23 protein-coding genes are annotated in these 20,744 nt (G+C 59.1%); 11 read left to right on the top strand and 12 right to left on the bottom strand.

The genetic code is table 11. The features are described 5' to 3' along the window. Nucleotides 1-220: 220 nt before the first annotated feature. The 3 genes from ACFWEM_RS18735 to ACFWEM_RS18725 all read left to right on the top strand — a co-directional run bounded on the left by ACFWEM_RS18735 (nucleotide 221) and on the right by ACFWEM_RS18725 (nucleotide 1,851). Nucleotides 221-547: a hypothetical protein gene (locus tag ACFWEM_RS18735; RefSeq protein WP_378535840.1), complete on the top strand. Its 327-nt coding sequence runs from the start codon at nucleotides 221-223 to the stop codon at nucleotides 545-547. Between the two features lie 235 nt (nucleotides 548-782). Beyond that, entirely contained in the window at nucleotides 783-1,184 is a 402-nt protein-coding gene (locus ACFWEM_RS18730) for a hypothetical protein (RefSeq protein WP_378535838.1), read from the top strand. A gap of 391 nt (nucleotides 1,185-1,575) precedes the next feature. Next, a complete protein-coding gene (locus ACFWEM_RS18725; protein WP_378535836.1) occupies nucleotides 1,576-1,851 on the top strand; it encodes a helix-turn-helix domain-containing protein in 276 nt (91 codons plus the stop codon). Between the two features lie 306 nt (nucleotides 1,852-2,157). On the opposite strand, the gene ACFWEM_RS18720 is transcribed toward ACFWEM_RS18725, so the two are convergent. After that, nucleotides 2,158-2,682: a hypothetical protein gene (locus ACFWEM_RS18720; RefSeq protein ID WP_378535834.1), complete on the bottom strand. Its 525-nt coding sequence runs from the start codon at nucleotides 2,680-2,682 to the stop codon at nucleotides 2,158-2,160. A 116-nt stretch (nucleotides 2,683-2,798) separates the two neighbouring features. Continuing rightward, nucleotides 2,799-3,320: a hypothetical protein gene (locus tag ACFWEM_RS18715; RefSeq protein WP_378535832.1), complete on the bottom strand. Its 522-nt coding sequence runs from the start codon at nucleotides 3,318-3,320 to the stop codon at nucleotides 2,799-2,801. Nucleotides 3,321-3,415: 95 nt separating this feature from the next. Between ACFWEM_RS18715 and ACFWEM_RS18710 the strand changes: the two genes are divergently transcribed. Beyond that, on the top strand, nucleotides 3,416-4,246 hold the full coding sequence (locus ACFWEM_RS18710) for an AbiJ-NTD4 domain-containing protein (RefSeq protein WP_378535830.1): 831 nt from the start codon (nucleotides 3,416-3,418) through the stop codon (nucleotides 4,244-4,246). Between the two features lie 68 nt (nucleotides 4,247-4,314). Here ACFWEM_RS18710 and ACFWEM_RS18705 read toward each other — a convergent pair whose 3' ends face one another. Together ACFWEM_RS18705 and ACFWEM_RS18700 are read right to left on the bottom strand one after the other, a co-directional pair. Then, entirely contained in the window at nucleotides 4,315-4,569 is a 255-nt protein-coding gene (locus ACFWEM_RS18705) for a Txe/YoeB family addiction module toxin (protein WP_378535828.1), read from the bottom strand. Continuing rightward, the gene (locus ACFWEM_RS18700) at nucleotides 4,566-4,913 is read right to left on the bottom strand and encodes a type II toxin-antitoxin system Phd/YefM family antitoxin (RefSeq protein ID WP_378535826.1); all 348 of its coding nucleotides are present in this window, start codon (nucleotides 4,911-4,913) and stop codon (nucleotides 4,566-4,568) included. The genes ACFWEM_RS18705 and ACFWEM_RS18700 overlap by 4 nt, the downstream gene beginning before the upstream one ends. A gap of 451 nt (nucleotides 4,914-5,364) precedes the next feature. Here ACFWEM_RS18700 and ACFWEM_RS18695 point away from each other — a divergent pair, with 451 nt between their 5' ends. The 7 genes from ACFWEM_RS18695 to ACFWEM_RS18665 all read left to right on the top strand — a co-directional run bounded on the left by ACFWEM_RS18695 (nucleotide 5,365) and on the right by ACFWEM_RS18665 (nucleotide 14,068). After that, on the top strand, nucleotides 5,365-5,568 hold the full coding sequence (locus ACFWEM_RS18695) for a hypothetical protein (RefSeq protein ID WP_378535824.1): 204 nt from the start codon (nucleotides 5,365-5,367) through the stop codon (nucleotides 5,566-5,568). 358 nt (nucleotides 5,569-5,926) lie between these two features. After that, nucleotides 5,927-6,154, top strand: a complete 228-nt coding sequence (locus ACFWEM_RS18690; protein ID WP_378535822.1) for a hypothetical protein — start codon at nucleotides 5,927-5,929, stop codon at nucleotides 6,152-6,154. Nucleotides 6,155-6,184: 30 nt separating this feature from the next. After that, nucleotides 6,185-6,478: a hypothetical protein gene (locus ACFWEM_RS18685; protein ID WP_378535820.1), complete on the top strand. Its 294-nt coding sequence runs from the start codon at nucleotides 6,185-6,187 to the stop codon at nucleotides 6,476-6,478. 478 nt (nucleotides 6,479-6,956) lie between these two features. After that, nucleotides 6,957-11,768 (top strand): transglycosylase SLT domain-containing protein, encoded by a 4,812-nt coding sequence (locus ACFWEM_RS18680; RefSeq protein ID WP_378535818.1) that lies wholly within the window; start codon nucleotides 6,957-6,959, stop codon nucleotides 11,766-11,768. A 224-nt stretch (nucleotides 11,769-11,992) separates the two neighbouring features. Continuing rightward, complete coding sequence (locus tag ACFWEM_RS18675) at nucleotides 11,993-12,790, top strand: TIGR04255 family protein (protein WP_378535816.1); 798 nt, start codon at nucleotides 11,993-11,995, stop codon at nucleotides 12,788-12,790. Further along, nucleotides 12,780-13,427 (top strand): transcriptional regulator, encoded by a 648-nt coding sequence (locus ACFWEM_RS18670; RefSeq protein ID WP_378535814.1) that lies wholly within the window; start codon nucleotides 12,780-12,782, stop codon nucleotides 13,425-13,427. Before ACFWEM_RS18675 ends, ACFWEM_RS18670 begins: the two co-directional genes overlap by 11 nt. Beyond that, nucleotides 13,427-14,068 carry a hypothetical protein gene (locus ACFWEM_RS18665; protein WP_378535812.1) on the top strand — a complete coding sequence of 214 codons (642 nt, stop codon included), beginning with the start codon at nucleotides 13,427-13,429 and terminating at the stop codon, nucleotides 14,066-14,068. The genes ACFWEM_RS18670 and ACFWEM_RS18665 overlap by 1 nt, the downstream gene beginning before the upstream one ends. A gap of 178 nt (nucleotides 14,069-14,246) precedes the next feature. Here the strand turns inward: ACFWEM_RS18665 and ACFWEM_RS18660 are convergent, their stop codons facing one another. The 8 genes from ACFWEM_RS18660 to ACFWEM_RS18625 form a co-directional block, all read right to left on the bottom strand. Then, nucleotides 14,247-14,390, bottom strand: coding sequence for a hypothetical protein (locus ACFWEM_RS18660; protein WP_378535810.1), 144 nt, complete (start codon nucleotides 14,388-14,390; stop codon nucleotides 14,247-14,249). A 734-nt stretch (nucleotides 14,391-15,124) separates the two neighbouring features. After that, nucleotides 15,125-15,712 (bottom strand): hypothetical protein, encoded by a 588-nt coding sequence (locus ACFWEM_RS18655; protein WP_378535808.1) that lies wholly within the window; start codon nucleotides 15,710-15,712, stop codon nucleotides 15,125-15,127. A 16-nt stretch (nucleotides 15,713-15,728) separates the two neighbouring features. Beyond that, nucleotides 15,729-16,853: a hypothetical protein gene (locus tag ACFWEM_RS18650; protein WP_378535806.1), complete on the bottom strand. Its 1,125-nt coding sequence runs from the start codon at nucleotides 16,851-16,853 to the stop codon at nucleotides 15,729-15,731. Between the two features lie 288 nt (nucleotides 16,854-17,141). Then, nucleotides 17,142-17,888: a DUF4352 domain-containing protein gene (locus ACFWEM_RS18645; protein ID WP_378535804.1), complete on the bottom strand. Its 747-nt coding sequence runs from the start codon at nucleotides 17,886-17,888 to the stop codon at nucleotides 17,142-17,144. A gap of 148 nt (nucleotides 17,889-18,036) precedes the next feature. Continuing rightward, nucleotides 18,037-18,528 (bottom strand): hypothetical protein, encoded by a 492-nt coding sequence (locus tag ACFWEM_RS18640; protein ID WP_378535802.1) that lies wholly within the window; start codon nucleotides 18,526-18,528, stop codon nucleotides 18,037-18,039. A gap of 527 nt (nucleotides 18,529-19,055) precedes the next feature. Next, nucleotides 19,056-19,337 carry a hypothetical protein gene (locus tag ACFWEM_RS18635; RefSeq protein ID WP_378535800.1) on the bottom strand — a complete coding sequence of 94 codons (282 nt, stop codon included), beginning with the start codon at nucleotides 19,335-19,337 and terminating at the stop codon, nucleotides 19,056-19,058. A 74-nt stretch (nucleotides 19,338-19,411) separates the two neighbouring features. Then, nucleotides 19,412-19,957 carry a hypothetical protein gene (locus tag ACFWEM_RS18630; RefSeq protein ID WP_378535798.1) on the bottom strand — a complete coding sequence of 182 codons (546 nt, stop codon included), beginning with the start codon at nucleotides 19,955-19,957 and terminating at the stop codon, nucleotides 19,412-19,414. Nucleotides 19,958-20,311: 354 nt separating this feature from the next. Beyond that, on the bottom strand, nucleotides 20,312-20,731 hold the full coding sequence (locus ACFWEM_RS18625; protein WP_378535796.1) for a hypothetical protein: 420 nt from the start codon (nucleotides 20,729-20,731) through the stop codon (nucleotides 20,312-20,314). Between the last annotated feature and the right edge of the window lie 13 nt (nucleotides 20,732-20,744).

Below are 20,744 nucleotides of genomic sequence, written 5' to 3'. Positions count from 1 at the left end.
CCACCGCAATACAGACCAACTGCTGCGCAGCCACCTGGACCGGACTCACCACATGCCACTGCAGCAACTGCCACACCACCTTCACCAGCCCCAGCGCATTCGACCAACACCGACGCCACAACCAATGCCTACACCCCACCGCCGCCGGCCTCACCCAAATGCCCCGAAACTTCACCGCCTACGGCTGGCCCGGAACCCACCCACAACGAAAGCAACCCACATGAACACCCGAATCCACCAAATACTCGACGCCACAATCAAACCCACACCAAACACCCCACCCGACAAACTCGACCGCGCAACACACAACCTCATCTGGCAAGCAGCCGCCAACACAGACAGCCCAACCCGACTCATCAGCCTCATCACCGACTACAACCACACACTCGGCACCAACGGCCACCACTACACCGCCATCGCAATCACACAAATGGCCACCATGATCCTCGAACCAATCCTCGAACTATGCGACGCCGAAAATATCCCTGTCAGAGAGGAATTCAAACGCGCAGCACTCGAAGCAAAACTCCGAAGCGCCAGGGGCTGATCGTCTCCGTCAACCGGTTGGAGTCTCGTGTGCGCGCGCGTGCGCGCGCGAGGAATCGTTTTGAACATTTGTTCTGGCTCGTCCATCATTCGTTTGAAGGGAAAGTTTCATGTCTGTTTCGCACAATGGGTCACAAGATGATCGAGCTGCGTCGATCGAGTCCTTGAAGGAGTCTCACCGGGGTCGAACAGGTCCTGAGGCTCAGTCTCGACGCCGCGAGGAGGCGAGGGCCGAGTTGGATGAACAGGTTGCCAAGGCTTTGGATGTTCCGATGTCGCAGGAGGAGGCTCGCGCTGCCCGCGACGTGGAACGTCTCGAGGAGGAGGCTCGGATTGACGCAATCCGGGAGCGCAAGCGCGCAGGCCGGACTGATGATGATGTTGCCGCATTGATCGAGGAACGGCGCAATAGGGATCAGGATCGATCCGCACGGACGGCAGCCGCGCACGACTCGGAGGTGGAGCGCATGAACGCAGTCGGGAGGCAGGCGAGGGCTGCGCATTTGGCGAGGCAGTCGACGTACCGGACTGAAACCGTCGCGCGTGCTCAGGAGCGTGCGGAGGCGAAGCGCAAAGCTCTCAGGGAACGTCAGGCGTTCATTTCCAGTGGTGGTCGCGTGACGTCGATCGAGGATTGATGGAGTGTTCGCCCGGCCACTCGACGCGAGCGGCCGGGCGAACGTTTATCAGTCGGAGTTCGCGGCTGCTCGGTTGATGAAGTCTCGTACGTCGGCGGTGAGCCAGCGTAGGCCGGCTCGGGTGCCTAGTGGGCAGAATCCTTTTTCGTACAGGGGGTGTCCGCCGCGGTTTCGGCCTTTATGGACGGCTGCTGGCGTGATGCTTAGTACCGAACACAGTTCGGCGAGGGTCATCAGTGGTTCGATCGCTGGTGGGTGGTGCGGTGGATTTGGTTTGGTCACGTACTCTCCGATTGTGTGGACTGTTGAGTATCGTTGATTGAAAAACGTTGCGCCACTTGATGGTTATCGAGTGGCGCGCTAGACACTAGATATCTGGGTGGATCCGGGGATGGGTGGCGGGAAGGTGATGGGTGACGACGAACTGACGACTCAGGAAGCTGCGGAGATGCTGGGCGTCTCACGTCCGACGTTGGTGCGATTGCTCGAGGAGGGCGAGATTCCGTTCGAGAAGCCCAGTCGGCATCGGAGGGTCAATCTCGCGGATCTCCTCGCATACAAGTCTCGTATCTCGGAGCGGCGCAGTGCGGTGCTCGCTGAAATGACTGCTGACGCGGCGGAAGACGATGACTTCCACGGCGTTAACGGTTTCGTCGAGACGCGATAATTTCGCAGATCCCGGATATTATTGCCGGCGATGAAACATGGTTTGTGTGCACCTATGGATGCCTCGAAACGACATGGCCGTGATTCCGAATCGCGCTCTTACACTGCAGTTGTCGGGTTTCCGCAGGTCTGACGGCGTGAGCCACCCCGTGGCGGTTTTTCGGGCACACCGTCGCGAATCGATTTCGATGCCGTCATGACCCCGTCTTCGGAGTGGGCAATGGCCGGGCAGATCGGTTCCAACAGCCCCGGCATGCAATCCGCATGCCGGGGCAAATGCCTTAACGGCTTATTGCTGTTCGACGTGTCACGAACCGAAAGGGCTGCTGAGGCTTCCGGTTCCGTTGCCGGGCTCAGTTGTCGGCGTGCCGATCGTGAACGGCGTTTCAGTCAGTGAGTAGACAGGTTTGTTGTCTTCTATAGCTACGCAGACAACACCGGAAACGTAGTTGCCGTCGTCGATGAAGAGGATCTTCGCAGTCTTTGTCTCACCCGCATTCACGTCAACCCAGGCGTCTCGGTCAGCCCCCTGCGAGGTGCCGGTGTTCGGGGACACCGGCGTTCCCACGAAGAAGTTGATCGGGTTATTGGCGATGTCAAGTTCGGCGCTTTCGTGAAGCTTCTTCGCTTCAGCTGCCGTATGCACCCACGGCCCCGTGCACTGCCCGATGTTTCCTCCGTCGGGGGCTTTGATTGTCACGTTCGCAGTGTTCGCCACGCTCGTTACTGTCACTGTGGCAGCGGGCGCAGCGTGTGCGAGGGCGGGGACTGCGAAGGCGGTCGCTGCCGCGAGGGCCGTGACGGTGGTGGCGCGTCTGATCAGGCTGGTCATTGGGCCTTCTTTCGTTCGGTCATAGGGAATCTTGGCGGTGAATGAGGAACCTCCGGCGCGCGATTTGCTCACCGGGGCTGCATTTGTGGAGAAGAAGACGTGTGTTGGGCGGTCGGTCACGAACCGAACGGGCTCCCGATGCTTCCGGCTCCGTTGCCGGGCTCAGTTGTCGGGGTACCAACCGTGAACGAAGTCCGAGCTAGCGTGTAGACGACTTTCCCGTCCCAGTCCTGGCATAGGGCCCCCGCCACGTATTCGCCGTCCCTGAGGAACGGAATCGTCAGGGTTTTCGTCTCGCCAGGCTGAAGGTAGGCGTACGACTCGAACGACGGGTTGTCGGCTGCTGTCGGGGATGCAGGATTGCCGACTAGCCAATTTCGTGGATTGTTCGCCAGGTCGAGCAGTGGACTTGCGTCCATCAGTTTGGCGTCCTGGGCTGTGTGCACCCACGGCCCCTGGCAATTGCCGTTCCGGGTGAGACTGTCCGGCGCGTGAATGGTCACGACGGCCGAGTTGGTTCCAGGCTCAACGGAAATAGTGGCGGGCGTCGGCGCTGCGGAAGCGAGCGCGGGAACCGCGAGGGCTGCCGCTGCTGTGAGGGCGGCGGTGGTCGCGAAGCGTTTGATTTTGCTGGTCATGGGCCGTCTTTCGCTCGAAGTCAGCAGATCGTACCAATCAGTCTGAAGTGGGGGTATGGCGCAGGGCCGGAGAACTGGCCCGCACAAAGTCGACCGTGAACCAGTCGGTCGGATTCGGCATGAATGGCGCGATGAGATTCTCAGAAAGATACGGCTACGCACCCATCCGTAGTGCGATCCAAGTCGAGGTGCTAGACGACGCGACACGCACCCAGATTTGGAATCTGCTCTACGCAACCGTGTTCGACCACGGCGCGATGGCCGACCACGAAGTCGATGCGTTGTTCGCCCCTATATGGACTCTTCACTATGGGTATGACGCCGACCAGTACCGGAGTTCCTACGACATCGACACCTGGGTGAAGACATGGATCAAGAAGGGGCCGTGGAACGAGGTCTACGACCTGGTGGAGGTTCTGACCGGGAAGGTGCCAGCGTTCGCCGCTTCAATTAACTCACTGCTAGAGGAACACAAAGCGGGCTATCGGGTGCTGGCGGGGCGCGTCGTCCCAATTTCGGATGAAGCAGAGGTGTCGGAGATCGAAACCGCGATCGGTTCGGAGCACGAAGGGACCCGGCACCACCTGAAGCAGGCCTTGGATCTTTTTGCTGATAGGGACAACCCTGACTACCCAAACTCTATCAAGGAGTCGATCAGTGCGGTTGAGTCGAAGGCCGGCCAGCTGACTGGTAGAAGCACCTTAGGGAAAGCCCTCGACGAGATCAAAAAGTCGGGTCCGTACGTGCATCCGTCTTTGGTCGAGGGGTGGAAGAAGATTTACGGCTGGGCGAGCGATGAGGACGGGTTGCGTCATGGCTGCGATTCGGCGCCGACTCCGGATCAGGATCTCGCGCGATACATGCTGGTGACCTCGTCGGCGTTCGTGAACCTGCTGACCGCGGCCGAAGCGAAGCAAGGCAAGTGATGCATACGAATTCCCGAAGCTGATTGAGAAAACCCCGGTGCGCGAGTTGCGCACCGGGGCTGTCGCTTTCAGTAGTGTCGCCGTGCCTGCTGGATGACGATGATGTCATCATTGACGACGTAGACGAGGCGATGCTCGCGGTCGATGCGACGAGACCAGGCGTTCAAGTCGCTGTATCGCAGAGGTTCGGGTTTGCCGGTCCCGGTGAAGGGATTCCGCTTGATGTCCTTGATCAGATCGTTGATCTTGTTGAGCATCTTGCGGTCTGCGACGGACCAGTGGGTGTAGTCATCCCAGGCGTCGTCCGTAAAGGCGATGTTCACTCGAGAAGCTCTCTTTCGGTGTATTCGCCACGTCGGGTTGCCTCCAGACTGCGGATCAGGCGCATCGCGTTTGCAGGCGATGACAGCAGGTGCGCGGTCTCGACGATGGAGTCGTAGTCGTCTTTCGAGAGGAGAACGGCGTTCCCCTTCTTTGAGACGATTTCGATCGTCGTGTGGTCGTCGTTGACCTGCTCGATGAGCGGGAACAGTGACTTCCTGGCGTCCGTGGCGGTGATGGCATTGGACATTTGGCCTCCTGAACAGCAGCTCGCGTCGTCGATGACTTCGATGGTATTTTTCTGTTTCAATTTTATGCTGCCGTTGCCCCTCAATGTACCAGACATGTACCTAATTCGGTACCACTATGGTTCATGGCGCTAGTTACGGCAATTCAAGTGTCCTTACCGAGGACCTCAAGCGCTGCTTGTGGCTCGCCGCCGCCGCCCACCCCGAACACCAGATGCCCCGAAACAGCGGTGGATTGCCGCGCCAAATGTGTGACCACGCCCCACCCGCTCCGTTGACCACCATCCCGTCGGGGCCCTGCACATGCAGGTCATAATTCGCAGATCTCGACCGAAGAGGTCATTTTATGACTGCGAATGAAATATCACCGCGAACTTTCATCACGGAGACATGCCGAGCGAATGCGCTGCTTCGACTAGAGCACTTCAGTCGACGCAAACGCACGTTTGAATGCTGCCGAGGTAGCGCCCAGCCCCTTCGCAACTGCGAAGAACAATCCCGCACGGGCTCACCTACTCAGAAACTTGAAGGGGGGTGTAATTTGGGAATATGACATTGGATCCTCTGGCGCGCGTTGCAACCACGGCGGCTACCAACAAAGCGGCACAACAATCGTCGATCGATGCAGCAGAAGCTCACCGCGCGGCGATCTACGCGGCGATAGACGCTGGCGTTCCCATCGCAGAGATTGCCAGCGCGGCCGGCGTCAGCCTGTCCCGGGTTTACACGATCGCGAAGGCCCGCCCCAAGTAGCTACGAGCACCTGGCTCGACGGATTAGTTTTTGAAGGGGGGTTGAAATATTTTGAAGGGGGGTGTAAAAATGAATCAGCCCCAGGGACAGCAACCTGGATGGCACATCCCCTCGAGTAAGGCATCCACATGGCACACATCACCCCAATCAGGCCTCGAGTCACAGACGTACAGGGCAAGGAAGTCTGGGTACACCCTTGGTCCTCCGAACCGTCCAACCCTCTTGTCCAGCTGTACTTTCCAGAGCTACAGCACCAAAGCCTCCACCTCGAGCCAGAGCAAGCCAAACTCCTACTCGAGCAGTTGACCAAGGCAATCGAAGAACTCGAACCCGCAAGCGCACTCCTGGAGGTGTCAGCATGAGCATCACACTGGATCACTTCACTGTGGAAGGCACCAGCATCACCTCCCTCCATTCCGACCAAAGGGTGGGCAGCTTGGACGTTGTTGCCCAGCACGGTCACCCCATCACCATCAGCGCCGGCACAATCGACACGATCGAAGGCCTGACCCCAGAATTGGCCAGGGCCCTTGCCCAGATCCTCAGCGAGGCGGCTGACCTCAGCGATGGGATGCACATTCTCTAACCCGCTCGACACCCCCAGAGGCTTGCCTGGATGCCAGGCAAGCCTCTGTTGTTCGTCAAGAAGGCACGCAAACCCGCCAAGATGGGGTTCCATGGAGGTGTGAGAACCGGCCGACCTGCGCGTACATACGACGAATTGGCGGCCGCGTTCGAACTTCTCCTTGTGGTCGCCCTCGAGGACGGCGAGATCGTGTCGTGCCATGGCCTCTCACCATTAATTGAAGGCGCGGTCGTCGAGATTCTCCTCCGCTCCGGCCCTCGACAATCCGAAGCTGTCGCAAACGCTCGGTCGGTCTTCAAGATGACATACAAGCACCTGAGCTGAACCCCAGTTCTCCATGAGGACAACGATTTTCATTCAATTCGAACGCGAAACTCGTGGTACGCTACTTCCGCGCTAGCAGTGTGTCCGCAGTCAGACACCCATCGATCTAGCCAATCCTTCGCGTATCCCCCACCCGGGGCACCAGATCGCCTCCCACTTCATCGCCACACCCCATCGGAGCACATGCCGATGGGGTGTTTTCTCGACCCCGAAAGGTCACCCACACCATGAGAAACGCCTACCGCCGACTATTCGCCCGTCTCGGATTAACGCCCCCACGGCTCCGACGCAGTCGAATGGCCCATTCAGTCGACGCCGCATCTACGAGCAACTCCCCCAAGCCCGGGTACGCCGCGCGCATCAAAGCAGCAATCCAGCGCCGGCTCGCGCGATAGCTACGTAAACACCTGCGCTGCAGCTCATTAGCTGAAGTAGCAGCGCAAGACAACAAGAAAAACAACTGAATAGCGAGGCACCCATGTCAACGTCGTACAACGCTGGATCCGCACGGCTGATCGTCGAACCCGAACTCAAGGCGAACTTCCACGAGCGCGTCAAGTTCCTCGTCGACGCCAAACATGTCGAAGCGAACGTTCAAGTGCTCCCGAACCTTGCCGGATTCCACCAGCGGGTGCGGAACGGTACCCGGAACATGCCGGCAGTCGAGGTCGACATCACCCCGAATCTCACGGGGCTGCGTAATCGCGTACGTACCCAGTTGCAGGGGATGGAAGCCGACGTCACCGTTCGCGCCGATCTGGACCTGACCAGGGCACATGCGCAAATGCAGGCGTTCCGGGCATCGATCAGAGACGTCCACATGAACCTGGACATCGACACAGGTGCGGCGATGACTCAGGTCGCAGCTCTGACCGCACAGGTATTGGCGCTTGAGGCGCTGATTCGTGGCATGCCGCCGATCCCTGCCGGCGGTGGCGGTGCCGGTGGCGGTGCCGGAGCAGCTCTCAGTGGCATTGCTTCCGGTGCAGGTCTGGCGAAGATCGCTTTGGTCGCGTTGGGTGCAGTGTCGTTGGTACCGCTCATCGGCCAACTCGTCCAGGCAGCAGGGGTCGTTGCACTACTCCCCGCGATGGGTGCTGCAGCCGCCGCGACCTTCGCAACGATCGCAGTCGGTGCCACCGGCATCAAGGACGCCTTCGAGGCAGGCAAGGAAGCGGCCAAGAACTCCGCGAAGGAGTCGGCAGCCGCAGCGAAGCAGACCGAGGCCGCTCAGCGCTCTCTTGCCGACGCGATCGACGCGGTGGAGCAGGCAGAGAAGGGCCACACACGAGCACTGCGTGAGGTCGAGTCTGCGGAGAAGAATAACCGTCGCGCGGTGGCGGATGCGGAACTCGCACAGAAGTCGCTCACGCAGGCGCGCAAGGCCGCAACCGAGCAGATCGAGGACATGAACCTCGCCCTCAAGCGCAGTTCCCTCGACGAAGAGGACGCGCTACTCGGGGTTCAGGAGTCCTGGGAACGACTGGTCGAAGCCCGAAGCTCCGGCGATACGACCCCGACCCAGCTACGCAGGGCCGATCTCGCCTACCGCCAGCAGGTCCAGCGTCTGACGGAAGTTCGCGAGGCGAACCAGGATCTCCGGGCCGAGGTCGCCGAAGTCAATGCCAAGGGCGTCGAAGGTGCGGACCAGGTCGTCGCTGCGCAACAGGCAGTGGTGGACGCCGATGACCGTGTCGTCGACTCGAAGCAAGCGATTGTCGATGCGCAGGATCGAGTCGCTGAGTCGCAGAGGGGGATTGAGCGGGCACTCGACAACGTGGCGGTCGCTCAGCAGAACCTGAACGACACCATGGCAGCAGGATCGCCGTCCCTCGAGAAGTACAACGAGGCGCTCGCGAACCTCTCGCCGAATGCACGGCAGTTCGTCGAGATGACACGCGGAATGTCCGACGCTTGGAAGGAACTCCGGTTCTCGGTACAGGACGCGCTGTTCGACGGGATGGGGCAGAAGTTCTCGGAGCTCGGCGGTACCTACATGCCGATTCTGACGGACGGTCTGACGGCGCTGGCGGACGTGTTGAACACCAAACTGAAGTCGGCCATGGATTGGCTGATGACCGATGGTGTCAAGGACGACATCTCGCAGATCCTCACCAACACGGCAGAAGCGTTGGGGCCGTTGCTGGATGGTCTCGGCAATCTCGGTTCTGCGCTGCTGGACCTCTCTGCCGTCGGATCGGATTTCCTCCCCTCTATCACCGGTGCTTTCGAGGAGGGGACCGGCAATTTCGCCGAAATGATCCACTCGATGCGCACCACCTTCGACGAAAACGGTAAGTCGCAACTGCACAATTTCATGCAGGAAGCGATCGACACGTTCGCTCAAATCTGGCGCATCATCAAGGGAATCGGCGAACTCGCGGGCAACATGTTCGCTGGCTCGGATGAGGTGGGGGAGTCCTGGCTCGACTCGATCGAGTCCACCCTCGACCGCTGGAACGAATTCCTCGGAACGCCCGAAGGTCGCGAAGAAATCAAGAAGTTCTTCGAGGACGTCAAGTCGATCGTCGAATCAATCATGGGCATCATCGCCACTTCCGCAGAAATGCTGAAGTGGTTCCGCCCGGCCCGAAGTAGCGACGACAGCGAACAAGGCGACGCACCCGGCAAGGTTCCCGAACAACTCGAACCGGGCCAAGCCGAGCAAGCCGGATGGTTCCGCCAAATCTGGGACTGGGCCGACAACGACACCGATTTCGGCGGCAAGTTCGCCCGCGGCGTCAACTCGTTCTTCGGCTACAACAACGAAACCGAGAAATACGACGGTGGCCTGTGGAACAAGGACCACGGCGGCTGGGGCGGCGCGATCAACCGCGGACTCAGCGGCGTCGGCGACTTCGTCAGCGGCGGCGCGTGGGACTGGATCGGCGCGAAAGATGGTCAGTCTCCGGCCGCAGCGTTGTGGGAGAAGTCGATCAATGCGGCCAAGGACGCCTGGGACGGATTCACCGGCGCCGTCGGCGACAAGGTCGAGGACACCAAGAAATGGTTCGGTGACGTCAGCTCCCGGATCGGTGAAATCGGATCATCGGCGATCACCGGTCTACGAGACGGGGCGAAGGCCAAGTGGGACGAACTGTGCTCACGGGTCTCCGACGGTTGGAATAACACCATCCGGCCGGCGTGGGACACCCTACGCAACGAAGGCCTCGGTGGACTCGCCAACGATTTCCTGGCGAAGATCACCAACGGCGCCGTCACGGACTGGAAGAACCTTCCATCCGCCATCGGTTCCGGTATCGCGGACATCGTCGAAAAGCACTTCCCAGGATTCCGGGGCGCGCTCGACGAACTGCGAAACTTCTTCGGCGGCATCGTCTCTGCAATCGGCGACATCTGGGACGGATTGAAGGAGCGTCTGGCAGGGCCGATCAACTTCGTCATCGACACCGTGCTCAACAACGGGCTCGGCAAAGCGTGGAACGCAGTCGCGGGACTGCTCGATCTGGAACCGTGGCCGACGATCGATCCAATCGGTGAAGTCGGCGGCAAGTCCGGCGGAAACATCGCAGACCGCATGATCCATCGTCGCGACGGTGGCGCGGTGTTCGGTGCAGGTGGCCCGCGCGACGACAAGATCCCCGCCTGGCTCTCGAACGGCGAGCACGTCTGGACAGCAGCAGAAGTCATGGCTGCAGGCGGTCACGGCGAGGTCGAGCGGATGCGCCGCGAGACCCTGGCCAGCAACTACCGAGACGGGGGTCGGGTCCAGAACAAGGGACCGGCGAAGTTCGCGCTCGGTGGTGGTGTGATCTTCGGTTCCGACACCGACACCTGGATGGCGCAGGTCATCCAGGACGCGTTCCCGGAAGTGACGATCACGTCCGCTCTTCGCCCCGGCCACTCCGGCTATCACGGCAAGGGCGGCGCCGTCGACATCGACGGTCCGAACAAGCAGGCCTACGCGGACTGGATCTTCCAGGCATATCCGCAATCAGCGCAGCTGATTTGGGGTCCAGGACCGTTGCTCTACAACGTCGGCGGAAACATGATCACCGACCAGGGCCAGCTCTCCAATCAGGTGTACGCCGGTGACTTGCCTGGTCACTGGGATCACGTGCACTGGGCGAACGATTTCCCGCAGGCCGAAATGAGCGACGAGGAAAAGAAGTCGCTGTTCGAACGGTTCACGGGAGCCATCGGCGGGGCGTTCAACATGGTCCGCAATCAGACCGCGAACCTGTTCGAGCTTCCGGTCAAGGGGCTGCGGAAGATGATTCCGGAGTTCTCGGAATTGGGCATGTTCGGGCAGATTCCGCTCGCCGTCTACGACAAGTTGACGGACGCGGCTTTGACGATCGTCCGTGGCAAGTCAGCTACCTCCGGTGGCGGAGATGTCCCGTACGACACAAACTCTGGCGCCGAACAGTGGCGACCCCTCGTGGAGAAGCTGTTCGACGAAAAGGGTATCGACCGGTCATTGGTCGACAAGTACCTGTACCAGATCCAACGGGAATCCGGTGGTAACCCGAACGCGATCAACGACTGGGACATCAACGCGCAGAACGGTGTCCCATCGAAAGGTCTCGCTCAGGTCATCGACCCGACGTTCCAGTCGTACAAGGACCCAGGGTTCGACGACATCTGGGATCCGGAATCGAATCTCCGTGCGTCGCTGAACTACCTACTTCGTGACCCGAAGTTCGGTGGGCAAGGTGTCGCAGCGTTGACCGGTGCCGGATACGACCAGGGCGGAGTCTTCAAGGACAAGACCTTCGGTTTCAACCTCTCCGGAAAGCCCGAAGTCGTGTTCACGGACGACCAGTGGCGGTTGCTGCAGCAGTACATCCCGGCAGTGACAGGTCAACCGCTGACCACACCCGAATCGCCGTCGGTAGCACCTGCTCTCGCAGGTGATCCGGCAGCACCAGTTCCGGGTGCGGCGGCGTTCGATCCCCAGGCGTACATGAACACACGCCTGGACAAGTACGGCAAGGACGTCGGCAAGATCGGTCAGGACGCTCTGCTCGAAATCTTCGGGCTCAAGGGCACTCCCATCGATCCGAACAGCTACTACCGACAGGCGTTCGAGCAGGCGTCGAAGGCCACAGTGCCGTCGGCGGGTGCTGCCCCCGGTCTGACAGCCGGGTCGCAGTACAACGTCGGCACCACCAATCGACCGGACCAGATTTACGCCGGTGACGGCGCTGCCCCGGTCGACCAGTCCACAACCATCAACATTCAGGTCCAGTCTGTCGAAGAGGCATTCGCGAAAGCGAAAACCTATGCGGCGCAGCTGGCCCTGCAGCACGGGGCGAGGTGGAGTTAGTTGTTCGATTCGACAGCCAAGGTGGAAATCTTCGGCAGCGACAGGTAACCCCGGTCGACTAATCCCCCGATCTCATCGCATCCAGCGGTGGGGTCGGGGGCTTTTAGGTGTCTACCAGGCGCGATCGTCGGCGCGCTGCATCTTTTTGTCGTAGATTGACAACAGGTCGGTTACAGGTTTGCGAATCGGTATATGTTTTGGTTTCACTCCGGTAGGTTGGAACTATGCCAGCATCCCTCTACCCGAATCCGCCACTCGTAATGGTCGTACTGGAAATTCGTCACCCCCGGTCCGAGGTGTCGACACCTGCTCACACATTCATGAAGTCGGTAATGAGCGAGTACACGCCGATTGAGCGGGTTGAGACCGGAGTTGAATTCGAGATAGCGCAGAACGGCCCCCCGCAGTCGAAGCCGATCATGCGCCGACGCTTGGTTTCGCGTGACCTGCACACGTCGGTGTCCTTCCAAGAGAGTGCCATCGTCATCGAAACGTCCCACTACAAAGGGTGGGAGTGGTTACGTACGTTGGCGTCGGCAGCGTTGACCGCGCGGCACGAGTTTGCGCCATTGGACGGCTTGGAACGGATCGGGCTCCGTTACATCGACGAGATCCGGGTGCCCTTCGTCGACGTCGATTGGGCCCAGTGGGTGTCACCTGACCTCATAGCGCCACGCGTACGCGAGTCGCCGCTGACGATGAGACTGACCCAACAGCAGAGCGTCGCCCAGTACCAGACTGACGAACCTGGATATACGTTCACTCTTCGTTACGGTGTGTCGCGTGGGGCCGTGGTGGGCTCTACAGAGCATCTTCGCCGACTGCAGGAACCGCCAACTGATGGTGAGTTCTTCTTGATAGACACCGACGCGGCGTGGACTGACCCGACCGGATCGGTGCCGGTGTTCGATCCAGCACATGTGCTGGAAATATGTGACGCCCTACATGCTCCGATTAAGATGCTGTTCGAAAGTCTGATTACCAAGCGATTGAGGAATGAGGTGTTTTTCGTTGAAGGTTGATGCGCAGGACACGATCACAGGCGGTTCCCTGTATACGTTTGCGCCGCTACCAGCGACTGCTGCCACTCAATTCCGAAGCCTCGTTGACGATACTTTCGTCACGAAACGGAAGTACGAAGACCTGGGAGATCCAGTCCGCGAAAGCCACCGTACGGCACTTAAGCTCGATCTCGAACAAAGGACGAGTGATAGAGCGAAGTTGGCGCCCCGCGATGGACTTAACGCATTGGGTGACTTAGGTTTCGCGTGGCGGAATGTAGCTGCTCTGATGGGAGTCAGCGTTGCGGCCGTGAACAAGTGGCGTCGAGGAGAAGGAATAACCGGACCGAACAGGCTAAAATTAGCGCGGATACTCGCACTCCTCGACGTGCTGGAAACCCACATGATTGCTGAGCCCGCCTCGTGGCTGGAGATGCCGATACATGACGGCGTGAACTTGACGCCGATCGATATGCTGGTTGCCAATCGATATGACCTGGTACTTGAGTTCGCTGCGTATGCAATAGCTGGCGGCGACCACCAAACGATTCTCGATGAATTCGATCCTGATTGGCGAAACTCGCTGGTGGACAAGAACTTCGAAACCTTCGTTGATGCCGATGGCATTGTTGCGATACGGCCGAAGGCATCAATCTAATGGCCGACGAGGAGCTGGAAACCCCCAAAGATTCCGAGTCACTTTATGCTTATAAGGGCGACGACGCCACGCTTGAACGCGCTCACTTCACCGGTGACGTGTTCGATGTGGATGGTGCTTTCCAGATTCTCGTCCAACACCCGTGCGCACTTCGCAGGGGTATGACGCTTCATCCCAAGCTGCTGACGGCGCAGGTGCGAGAGGTATCGGAGAAGCCACGTACAGAGTGGAAGAACCATCGATTGACCGAGATGCCGCTGCCAGGATTACGCGACGACTCGAAACACTACGTGGCAGACTTCGATCTGCTGAGCACTATGCCCTCTGAGTCGCTCAAGACCAGCGCGAGGATAGCTGTACTCTCTCAATTTGGGGTTAACGTACTCAGTCAACGGTGGGTCTATCACAACAGTCGCGTGTTGGTTCCTACTCGCACTTTCGACCTTCAAACATTCGGCCCGTACAACGAAGCTGAGCTATCGGAAGAATGGGCAATCATGCATCCAGATAAGAACAACTCCGCAAAATTGTTCGACGAGTGGATTCGCGACGGCCAACCGAGCCGACAATCATTATTGGCCGATCAGCAAACAGCCAGCGCAGTGCGCCGGGAGATGCGCCAGCATCTGAACGCGCTGTAGTGCTGACAGATAGTTCGGATGTAGAAGATTCGCAGGCCCCGCCCAGTCCTTCTCGGAGTGGGCGGGGCCTGCGGGTGCTATAGGCGCGGGGCCGAGCTGGTCTTCCCTTACCCTCCCGACCCCGCGCGGTGCAGTGTAGGTCGGGGTGCCGACAGCTTCTGGGCCTCGCCTGCTCGCGCTATCCCTTGCCGAAGAGCATGGTCCAGGCGGTCACCGAAGCGGCAACAGTGCAGAACGCGAGGACTAGTGCGGTCTGCCAGCGATTGTCGGGGCTGTAACGGCGACGTCTGCGTCTGCGTCGGTTCTGGGAGTTCGTTTTCACAGAGGGATCGTGCCAGTCGCACGGTTCGTCCCGATTGGGGCGAAAGTCTCTAGTTCGAAAGACCTACCGCCCGCCTGAGTAAATGCCGACGATGATCGGAGGGTTCCGGCAGGCCATCGCGGGGGTTATCCGCCAGAACGGGCGAGAGATACTCGCCGATCAGCACGACCACCTCACCTTCGGAAAGCAGGTACCTACATAGGTCATTTGACGCACGTGCGAACAGCGTCGTGATGTCAGGGTTAATTGGTACCTACGCAAAGGGATCGGAGGTGATGGTGATGATGACTCTCAGGGATCAGCTGAACGATTGTCTGTACCTGCTAGCGCGAGCCCGGCTCGCAGGTAACGACGATGCGATCCGGCGATACTCCGAGCATCGAGCGGTGCTGGTTAAGCAGATAGCCAGCATGAGAACTCACCTCCGCCTGGTGTAGGTGCACGCAGTCGGGCCGCCTCGTCGACGGTCCGGCTGCCCCTAACGGGGAAGGACCCACCCCCGGCGAATCGACAGCCGGGAGGCGGGCCAGCGCGGCGGACTCGCGCCCACGGGAGTCGCCGCAGCAAGCATCAGATTCCCGAGCGATCGGCAGATCAAACCTGTTGCACGACAAAGCCCCCAACCATTCGAGGTTGGAGGCTTCGTTCCGCTCATGAATGCTGGCGTGTGCCCAGGAGTCGAAGTCGTGCGGTGGGCTTGATGGCTGGACAGTCGGTGTTCGACCGCGTTTGGACTAGCTCACGTCCAGTGACCCGGCTTCGTACTCGTGCTGCTCGTCAATCTCCCGCTGGGATCGACGAGGCAGACCCGCTCCTCCCTCGAACACTTCCAGGTATGTGGAGTAGAGGCGTCGTGCTGTCACCAGGAACATCAGCGCGAGGTATGCCGTGCACATGAGAACGAGTGCCGACAAGATGCCCGTGATCCAGTTGTCCGCGTCGCCTGCTGACGCTAGACCCCCCAGAAGCAAGGCGTCAGCGAGAGCCGCCACGGCGGCCAGAACCACACCGCTCATCGTCTCGCGAATGTGACCGGTCACCCGTTTGTTCGATGACAAGACTAGCGAGTCCGCGATACGGGCACGCAGAGTCAGGATCTGCCCCGCAGCCGCGAGCAGGACGCCGGCCAACAGGGCAACCGCGGGCAGCAATGCTGTGGGCTGCCACATCCTGAACCCGCACAGAAGTGCGACAACGAACAATGCGACGGGCACGCCGAAGATCACCAGTGTGGCCGAGGTGTCACGTTCCGAGGTTCCGTACCGCCGAAGAGAACGCCAGTAATCAGTTGCCACTGTTCGAAGGCTCAAACGATCGAACATGTTGCCTCCTCCCGAGTCACCGGAGCTTAAGATCTTGTACCTGTGACAACAAGCTTGCCGCAGTTGCCTCGGCAGCGCTATAGAACGCATCATCTGTCGGCAGTTTTTTGCCAAGTGAATAGGTGAATCTACGGAAGTCGGTAGACGGACGCACTGTGCGGGTCGTATCCCCGTCACTGAGGTCGACCGAGACGTCGTTGAAATCGATATCGACTGCTGCTGCATAGATGTCCGAGACCATCGACTTAGCCTCGTTCAGCTCCGTCGCCTGTGAGCGTTCGGCAAGCCTCCTGCGCACGGCCTCGTTCAGCTCCTTGCGAGCTGCAGCGACCTCGGTCCGGGTCGGCTTACCCTTCGCGGACTGGGTCGTCCGTTTCGCATGGGCCAGGACTTCTTCTTTGGTTGGCCATGCAATGTCGTTGAATCCGAAGTATTCCTTCGCCCAGCCGAGGACATGCTGGCGTACCTTCTCGCCTTCGGTGCTCACCCGGACAGACATCGATACCTCGCGTTGGTCCCGAGTCCCGTCGGAAGTGTGAGTCCACTTATGGAACTGAACCCTGCCGATCTTCGCGGTGCGAATGAATTCTTCCATGATCGCTTGGCCTGCAACATTGCCCAGCGGGCGCACACTCCACGGCACGCTACTTACATGTCGGAGCCCTTTGACAAGTGATTCAATCGGGCAGGAACGGCCACGGACCTCAACTGCCACGATGGCGCGCATCGACGAAGGATCCGCCAAAAGGCAGGCTCGATAGTTGTGCAGTGTCGACTTACCGCGCAGTGAACGTCCCTCGTCATCAACGTCCTTGGGGTCGACGAGGATTCCGTCGCCATTAATGACACCGTGCTGCAATGCGAATCGAACGCGATTTCCAACCCTTGATGCGGCAGTGAACCGAGCGGAGATACCACTGAGTTCTCCTGCATGCTCGTCTTCTCCGGACTCTGTAGACAATCCAAAGCTGAAATTCTTGTTCAAGTTTTTCGCGACGTCGTCGATTGCGCAGTCCAGGTAGTCGACCGTGGGGCCGGTTTCTCCATCCGCTTGCAAACGTGCGGCCCCGAAAGGCTGTGCCTTCGCCTTCTTTCCTTCAAACAATTCGACCGCGAACACGCGATAGCCGTACGATGTCATCCAATCCTCCATGCAAATGTGAACTGCGCAACACTATCGGTGGCTAGATTGAGAAGTTCAAGGAGGCTGCGAACTTCACGTTCTCGGCAGCGCCTCGAGGACGTTCACCGCATCTGCCGGGGCTAATCTTTGTGGTCCGGGAATCATTGCATGCCGCAACCTTGCAGCATCATTCGAATCGGACTTTTGGGTCTTTGTGTCTCGGTAGCTCACCCGGGTTGTGAGGGACTATCTGCCGGATGAGCCGTGTGCATCGGGATCAGTGCATGATTCGATGCGCAGCCTTGGTTAGTTGAACTCGATCCGTGCGCCATTGGAGAACATCGAGTCGTGCACTTCGATTGCAGTCGGTACCGCGCCCACGGGGATGTCGAACACCACTCGGGTTGAGCGAGTGATGCCTGGGTTGATGTCGCCGGCGCCCTTGTCGTCACCGTCCAGCCCGAACTCGGCTGAAAAGTTGTTGGTGAATTCACGCCCCTGATCGTCGATCAAGACTTGGTTCGAGCTCGCATAGTATTGCGGCTTATTGGAGGTGTTCGTGACGTCAACGTAGACGACGACGAACTGGCCCTCCGCTGTCTCACTGAACCACGACGACTCTGTTCCGATCCTCGTGAGTCCTGATTCGACTTTGGTGACAATGAAGCCGAACTTCCCGTCTCGCACTTCGGTATCGAATCCAGTGGCGACTTGCTCTTGTTTCGTCGGCGTTGGTGTTTGTGTTTCCGATTCCGCTTTGTCGATGACCGCAGCGGGCGCGCGAGTGGTGGAAGGGACTCGGGTAGCTGTCGATCTCGCGCCGTCATTGCTCGTGAGCGCCGAGATGAATATGCCGACTCCGAGGATCGTCACTCCGATGATGAGCAGTTTCACGCCGAAATTCATCGGCTTTTTTGGTGGTACTCCGGGATGGAATTGGGAGGGCTGGGCGAGTGCGTTTGGCTGAGTCGCCGCGGTCCATTGCTGCCCGTCCCAGTACCGAACAATTGCCGGGTTCTGCGGGTCTGGGTACCAGCCGGGCTGTGAGTTCATCGCTGCGTCCTTGCTTGGCCCTGTTGGCAGGGGAAGTGTCAGCAATACATACCAGACGGTTCGGACGCTGGGAAATTTGTCAGTTTCCCAGGCACAGCAGTTTCCTGCCGGCAGGCGAAGGCTCTGTCTTCGTCGAGCGCAGAGTGCATTAGTTCAACACGCCACGCAGGTATGAAACGAACTGATCAACGTCTTTCCAAGAATAACTGGCAACGTCACCGAACAGTGGCACATCGATTCGGACGCCACTCGTAAACTTGATCTGATGGACTGCGGCCCATTCGTGAACTGCCCCGGCGCTCGGTCGATCCTCAATCGCAGACAATCCGAATCCCTCGATAGATGAGATTGGTCGAACCCAGCCCTGAATAGATGGCGCGCTCCCCGTAGGCGAGCTTTCGCGATCCCAATCTTGAAGGTTGCTGTTTGCCGTGACGTACGCGACTGAGTTCGCAGTCACCCACACTGCTCGCCATTCTGTGCCACCTTCACTCGAATGAAAGTCAGCCAGCCCTGCCGACACGTCGGCGCCGTCAATCAACGTCTCCATTGCCTGGTAGACAACGAAGGGAGCACGCCGCTTCTGGGGTGAATCGCCAAAGTGCCGAATTGCCTCAAGTCTCGCGCTGTCCAGTTTCATGGCTACGACACTTACACCCTCACACCGACATGTGGGAAACCGCGCCCTCCGACACCACGCAAAACTCGAAACACTTGCTCATGAACGTTTCGACAGGCTCGTCTTCCGCAAGGTTCACCGCACGGACGTCTCAGTGTCACAGCGATGTCACTAGAGGGTGCGAATTGCTGCGAACCGACACGAACACCAATGACGACTTGCCGCAGGTGAGAAATGGTTTCCCGAACAGCCACGGACATCAAAGGACGGATCAAATCGACTTCCCAAGCTGAATACGCGGGTTCGATTCCCGTCATCGGCTCCACAGATTCTCCGCAGTTCAGAGCCTTTTTGGGGCAGTCGCACTTCGCTTGTTTGGGTCCCGAATCCTGTGACAGGTACACGGCAGGTACACAACCTCCTCTATTCAGTGATCAGTCAATCTGAATCCAACGCGAATGGGGGTGCCGGAGGACCGCGTCTCGGAATTCTGCAGTTCGATGAGGATCGATCACCGAAAACCTATCTCCCTCGGAACTCCAGTGAAATCAGCCGGAAGATTGCACTGGGATTCGGTTCAAAGTCGTACCGGTTTCGGCCACGCCGTAGTACGCGATGATGACGGCCTTGAAACTGGAGATCGACATACCCAAACCGTGCGGGAACGTCGCCGCAACCTTGTATCCCTCGAGCCACACGCTCGGAACATCTGGGATGACAGAACGCGAGTAAACGACCGCCTCGGTGAACTCGGTGATCTCGGCATCCGTCAAAGGTGCTGCGCCGTTACGGTTGTTCTCTTCCTCCTCGAGGAGAGGGTTCCTGGTCATGTCTGCTCGTCGGTGGAAGTACCTGAACATTCCACCCCCGACGACAATCCGTCATGTGCAACTTCGCTGCCACTTCATGATGGATCTCGCAGCGGTGCGGGCAATCCATCACAGGTGAAAGTTACCCTCAGGTCGAAATCGCCAAGGCTCTGTTTTGCTCCACTGCGCCAATACAGATTGGTCATCTCGCACTTCTTTGGAGACTGGTCCGACCCCACAGCCGCATTCACAGAAACTCTGCCGAAACTGTCAGGGCGACCTGGGATTGATTCAGAAGAAGGATCAAGTAAGCTCACGTCCCACTTCTGTTCGACCTGTCCAACCAGTTCGGACCGAGCCTGTCTCTCGGTTTCCTCTGGGTCCATACGCGCTCGTGACTTGTCCACCGCCACGGTGATGGCGAACAGTGCAGTGACAACCCCGATCGCGACCAGCAGTTTCCTCGTCTTCAGATTGGACCTCTGCCCACGAAGACGGATCCATCCGTTCTGGATCAACCAAATGAGAAGCCAGAACATCACGATCGCCAGCAGAATGATGAACTTGCCGATGAACCAATCAACGATCGGTGAATCTCTCACATCGGCAAGGAAGTGGAAATCGAGGTATTGGTCATCCATGCTTCGGTTCTCCTCGCAATTGCATGCCATGCCGATCCTGCTGCGGGTCCTGAGCAGAATCGCAAGTGGCAGAATACGTTGCGCCGAAATCACATTCGGACATCAAAGCTACTCAATTCCTTCTCGACGTTCACGATGACCTTCGCCTCTCACAGTTCCCGTCCAGCCGACGAGTGCTAGATCGTGCCTGCATCGAGCGGTGGCCGCCGTACTCTTGCGCGAGCCTGTACGGAGAGTTCGGCCGCAACGAAATCGAATTCACACGCACGGCCGCCACCTAGTTTCGTACTGCTCCGGAACCCCCGCCAGCACCGCAACGGCGCGCTTCGCTCGTGTTTTCGTCAGGCGAGTGATTCAGCCGAGCCATTCGGAGATGGTGGCGTTCTCGATACCGCCACCGAACGAGTGGAACACCAGCAACGCTTGCCCCGACATCACGAGGCGACCGTCCTCGGTGAGGCCGATATCGAGCATCCCCGCTTGCCCATGCACCTGACACCACACGAAGTCGGGAACGTGCAACAACCCCGATGTCGGGTCCGTATCGAGGTCAGCCGGATGAAGGGACACTTCACCGAAGAGGTTGTCCTCGAGCGCTTCCGAGGTCTCACGGTCCACCCATACCAGCGGGCCGGCACCGATCAGTCCGTCGGTAGGTTGCCGGGTGAACACGAAGTGCGCCCGCTCTACCGTCGGCGGCAAGGTTGCCGTATCGACAACTGTGCGATCCCCGACAAACCCTGGCTGTTCCGGGACGACGACCCAGTGGTCCATTGATTTCCCATCT

Source organism: Rhodococcus sp. NPDC060176 (assembly GCF_042728675.1).
Lineage (GTDB): Bacteria > Actinomycetota > Actinomycetes > Mycobacteriales > Mycobacteriaceae > Rhodococcus_F.
The sequence above is the reverse complement of the archived record's forward strand: the minus strand, read 5'-3'. Positions and strand labels throughout refer to the sequence as shown.